The sequence below is a fragment of the Verrucosispora sp. SN26_14.1 genome, assembly GCF_004307965.1.
Taxonomy (GTDB): domain Bacteria; phylum Actinomycetota; class Actinomycetes; order Mycobacteriales; family Micromonosporaceae; genus Micromonospora.
Map to the genome: position 1 here is coordinate 1 of NZ_SISL01000438.1, position 4,902 is coordinate 4,902.

Here is a 4,902-nt window from a genome sequence, read left to right on the forward strand (position 1 = left end):
CGGTGGTGCCCATCTGCTTGGCCATGGTGTGGACGTCGATGTTCTTGCCTTGGACGCTGAGGGCGTTGCGGGCGGCGGCGGGGCCGCAGTAGTAGAAGTTGGGCTGGGCTTCGTAGCGGACGTCGAGTTGACGTTCGCCGTGGCCCTTGCGGTCGGCCTGCACGACGGCGGCGGGCTGACCGGCCGGCGCGGCGTACGCGGTGGTGATGGGGCCGGCGATGGCGCCGCCGGTGAAGGCGAGGCCGGCAGCGGTCAGGGCGGCCTTGCGGAAGATAGCGGTACGCATGATGATCTGAACCTTTCGTCGGGGGTGCGCGCGGCCCACGTGGGGGTGTGCCGGGGCCGTGCGAAAGGGGGGATGTGCGGATCGGAACCGTCGGGGGCCGGGGACTGCTCACGACGTCCGGGCCAGGTGTAACGCCGGGGGGTGCGGGGTCATTCCGACCCGGGTCCCGGGGGGTGCGGCGCCGGGGGAGGCGTCGCGGTCATGCCATGTACAACCCTCGGCCTGGCCCGATGATTCCGCGATCGCCGCGGCCACGGCCACCCGGCGGGCGGCCGGCAAACCGGACACGCGGGTACGAACCTCCGGGTCAGCCGCCCTAGCCCGCGCCGGCCCGCCCGACGTCCCGCACAGAGGACGCGTTTCCGGCACATCGGAGCGGGAAAGCGCCCGGCTCGCGAGGAGGCCGTCGACTTTCAGGGGGAGCGCGTCGTGTGGCAGGAGAGCCGGTACATCGCCACCCGGGAGCGGCTGTCCCCGGTCGCCGGGGCGCCGCTCTGGTGCGACGCGCACGAATTCGGCCTCCGAGGTGACGGTGTCACCAATGACCAACCCGCGTTGTCCGCCCTGGTCGACCGGCTCGGCGAGGGGTACGCCGCCGACGGCCGGGCCCGGGTCATCTACTGCCCGCCGGGGATCTACTCGATCCGGGACGCGGGCACCGTCTGGCGCAGCGGTGTCTCACTGATCGGAGCGGGGTCGGGCGCGACCCGGTTCCTGCTGAGCAACGAGGGCAACCGGGCGGACCCGACTCCGTTGGCCTTCTGGACCACCGTGCAGCACGGTGCGGACCGGGACCGGCACATCGCCGACTGCACCTTCGCCGACTTCGAGATCGACGGCTCGGGTGTGGCCATGGCCGAGTACAGCTACCTCGCCAAGGGACTCGGTCTCCAGTACGTGGTGCGGGGCGTGTTCCGCAACCTCTACATCCACCACACCGGCGCCACCGGCCTGGGGTGCGACTTCCTGCAGGACAGCCTGATCGACGGTGTGGTGGTGGTCGGCTGCGGCCGGCTGGACAACGGCGAGGAGATGGGCGGCGCGGGCATCGGCATCGGCATCGGCGGCTGGGGCGAGGTGGAACGCTGCACGATCGCCAACTGCACCACCCTCGGCAACGGCACCAACGGGATCTTCCTGGAGTTGCAGAAGCCGTACTGGACGCCCCCGCGCGGCTACCGCATCATCGGCTGCCACAGCCAGGCCAACCGGTTCGGCATCTCCGACTGGGGTGCCGACGGGTTGATCGTCTCGGCCTGCACCATCACCGGCAACCTGGAGGCCGGCTTCGACGTCTCCGCCAACGGCACGGCGGGCATCGCCGGCCGGGGCGGCATCCTCAGCAACTGCGTGATCGACCGCAACGTCCGCGACGGGATCAGCATGGGAAACACCCCCGGGCCGTACGCCATCCGGGGCAACCGGATCAGTGGCAACGGCTGGTACGGCTATCACCAGCACGATCTGGGCGCCGGCTATCAGGGCCCGTCGTCGGACGTGGTGATCAGCGACAACGAGTTCTGGGACAACGGCCTGGACGCGATCCGGATCGACCGGCCGATGGTCGACGCGGCCGTCCTGGACAACCGGATCCGCAACAACGGCCGGCAGTGCGCCCCGGCGTCGACCGGCTCCGGGGAGTCGGTGCGCTACGCCCGTCGGGCGATGACCGACCGGTCGGCGAACTGGCCGACGAACGGGCACCGGGGCAAGGTGCTGCGGGTGGGCTCCCGGGTGGCGGTGGTGGTCGGCAACAGCGACACCGACCTGGACCTGGCCGAGCTGCGACCGGACGCGGCCACCGCGTGGAACGAGGACGTCCCGGAGCCGGGTACGGCGTACGAGTTGTCGGCGGCGGCTCCGGTGCGCGCCGGCATCGTCGTCAACGCGCACTTCGACTCCGCCTCGGTGCGCGGGAACCGGATCTGGGACAACCGTGAGGAGCCGACGCAGACGCACGGCCTGTGGATCACCGAGCGGGGCTCCTGCGTGTCCTGCCGGGTCGAGGAGAACGACCTCGCCGGCAATGCCGAGAGCGCGCTGCGGTTGGACAGCCCGCCGGTGGGCGGTCGATGGGACCGCAACCACGTGGAGATCGACTGAGCGGGTCTCAGGCCGCGTCGTCGGGTGCGGCGGCCTCGGCGTGGCGGTCACGCAGCCGGGCCCGGATCTCCTCGGGGGTGTACGCGCGCCGTCGCCGTTCCGCCCGGGCGATGACCACGCCGGAGGCCGCCACCCCGGCCAGTCCGGCCATCCCGAGGACCTTCCACCACCGCATTCCTTGCCGCATCCGCTTAGGGTAGTCCCCCATGAGCATCAGCCTGGACGAGGCGGTGGAGCTGACGCGTACCGGTGACGTGTGGGTCTTCCGCGGCCGCAGCGTGCCCGACCGTGCCATCCAGTCGATCACCAACAGCCCGGTCAACCACGTGGGTATGGCGGTCGTGCTGGACGACATGCCGCCGTTGATGTGGCACGCCGAGCTGGGCCGGTCGCTGCCGGACATGTGGACCGGCACCCACCAGCGCGGGGTGCAGTTGCACGACCTGCGCGACGCGGTCTGCGTCTGGGCCAACCGGTACGGCCAGCGGGCCTGGCTGCGTCAGCTCGACCCACCGGCGGACGCCGAGATGGAGGGGTCGGTGCTGCGGACCATCGCCCGGCTGGACGGCACGCCGTTCCCGTCGACCGCGCAGCTCGCCTGGCGGTGGGTGCGGGGACGGGTACCGGCGGTGCGGTTGCCGGCGGTGCGGTTGCCGGTGCCGCAGCGGCAGCGGGCGACCACCGCCCGCGAGCGGACCGTGGAGCGCGATCGGACACTGGAGACGGCGTACTGCGCCGAAGTCGTGGCGGTCACCTACGAGGCGATGGGCCTGCTGCCCCCGGGAAAGCGGCCGAACTGGTACGACCCGGGTCGGTTCTGGAGCGGTGACGACCTCGGCCTGCAGGGCGGTGCCCAGCTGGGCAGCGAGATCGAGGTACGCATCCCGACGCGCTGAGGTTTCGCCGACCGGCGCGGCGGCAATTGCATGCGACGTGAATGCTTCCACCGATCTCGACACGCTCACCGAGTTCTTCGACCGGTACGGCGTGGCCCTGACCGTCGGCGACCTGCCCGCGATCGCCGGTTGCTACGCACTGCCGGGGTTGGTGGTCGCCGACACGTACAGCTTCTCGTTCACCTCGCCGGCGGCGGTGGCGTTGTCCTTCGTGGGCGCCGCCCCCGACTACGCCGAGCGTGAGCTGGTGGCCGCGCACGCCGACATCGAGGAGGTGCAGCAGGTCTCCGCGCTGCTGACCGAGGTGGCGGTGCGCTGGGAGTTCCTGGACAGCCAGGGTCGGCAGGTGCCCGGTGAGCGATACCGCTATCTGCTGCGGGCCGCCGCGGAGGGTCCGGTCATCTGCACGGTCATCCGTACCGGCTGACCCGGGGTGCGGCGCGGTCGCCCGGTGCTCGGCCGTCCCGGGGACCGATCCGGCGGGTCGGACGATCCGCCCCCACCCGTTTCGTCCCCGCCCCCGTCGTGACTAGGCTGTCGCGTCGGTGCGACGAGGGGGGACCTCAATGGCAGTGCGGCCGTCGGGTGCCGAGACCACGGAGACGGCCCGTCGACGGGCGCTCCCTCGGATGATCGCCTCGGCCCCCTGGGTCGTGGTCTCGGTCGGTGTCGCGGTGCTGGCGGTGCTGCTGGTGGTCGCGGCGCTGGCCTTTCGTGGCCCGGAGCAGCCGTCGGCGTGGAAGCCGGGGCCGGCGATGACGCTGCCGGCACCGTCCACCTCGGATTCGGTCACGTCGGTCCCGTCCGCTCCCGAGCGGCTCAGCCCGGCGCCGGGCGGCTCCGCCACGTCCGCGTCACCCGCAGCGTCGGTGCTGCCGTCCCCGTCGTCGCGGACCGCGTCCCCGGCCGGACGGTCGGAGGCCAGCCGAGCGCCGGACCGACCGACGTCCGCCCCGCCGGGACCGCCCGTCGCCCAGGGAGCGCTCACCGCCACCTATCGGGTCAGCGGCGCGGTCGAACCGGATTCGTTCCGGGCGCAGATGGTGGTGCGCAACGGCACCGCCGAGTCGCGTGACTGGCAGGTCGAGTTGCGCTTCACCGGAGACGTCACCGGCATCCGGGCCTCCAGCGGGCCGGGCGTGTCGGTGAGCATCAAGGGTGGTGGATGGTACCTGCTCAGCGGGACGGTGCCGCTCGCCGCCGGGGCACAGCAGGCGGTGGATCTGCGGTTCAGCCGCACCGGTGGCGGTGAGTACCCCGCCCACTGTGTGGTCAACGGTTCCTCGTGCGCCCTGTGAGGACCGTACTCTTAGGACGGTTCGGTGTTTCCCTGGGGACTTTTCCCTTTCGCTAAAGATCGTTACGCTTGCCCGGCTGCCCGCTGAGGAGATTCATGTCCGGTATGCGTCGCGCTCCGCGTCATCTTTCATCCCCTGGCCCCGCCGTCGCGTCCTCTCCCTGGGTCCTGATGTCGATCGGCCTGCTCGCGATGGTGATGCTGTTCGTCATCGCGATCGGCGCGTACCGGGGGCCGGGTCCGGAGTTCGATCCCGTGCCGCCGGGAGCGGCCGCCGCCCCGCCCATTCCCGAGCGCGCGTCCTCGGCCGGGCGGGAGGC

General features: G+C 71.8%; 6 protein-coding genes. 4 read left to right on the forward strand and 2 right to left on the reverse strand.

Going from position 1 to position 4,902, the window contains the following annotated elements:
• On the reverse strand, positions 1–286 hold a 286-nt coding region (locus EYA84_RS26405; RefSeq protein ID WP_201272486.1), incomplete at its 3' end, for a C39 family peptidase.
• 429 nt (positions 287–715) lie between these two features.
• Here EYA84_RS26405 and EYA84_RS26410 point away from each other — a divergent pair.
• Positions 716–2,389 carry a right-handed parallel beta-helix repeat-containing protein gene (locus tag EYA84_RS26410; protein ID WP_131056373.1) on the forward strand — a complete coding sequence of 558 codons (1,674 nt, stop codon included), beginning with the start codon at positions 716–718 and terminating at the stop codon, positions 2,387–2,389.
• 7 nt (positions 2,390–2,396) lie between these two features.
• Here EYA84_RS26410 and EYA84_RS26415 read toward each other — a convergent pair whose 3' ends face one another.
• Entirely contained in the window at positions 2,397–2,576 is a 180-nt protein-coding gene (locus EYA84_RS26415; protein ID WP_176092180.1) for a hypothetical protein, read from the reverse strand.
• Positions 2,577–2,595: 19 nt separating this feature from the next.
• Between EYA84_RS26415 and EYA84_RS26420 the strand changes: the two genes are divergently transcribed.
• The 3 genes from EYA84_RS26420 (at position 2,596) to EYA84_RS32670 (ending at position 4,583) form a co-directional block, all read left to right on the forward strand.
• A complete protein-coding gene (locus EYA84_RS26420) occupies positions 2,596–3,285 on the forward strand; it encodes a hypothetical protein (RefSeq protein ID WP_131056377.1) in 690 nt (229 codons plus the stop codon).
• Positions 3,286–3,322: 37 nt separating this feature from the next.
• A complete protein-coding gene (locus EYA84_RS26425; protein WP_131056378.1) occupies positions 3,323–3,712 on the forward strand; it encodes a hypothetical protein in 390 nt (129 codons plus the stop codon).
• Between the two features lie 202 nt (positions 3,713–3,914).
• A complete protein-coding gene (locus EYA84_RS32670; protein WP_161595046.1) occupies positions 3,915–4,583 on the forward strand; it encodes a hypothetical protein in 669 nt (222 codons plus the stop codon).
• Positions 4,584–4,902: the final 319 nt, after the last annotated feature.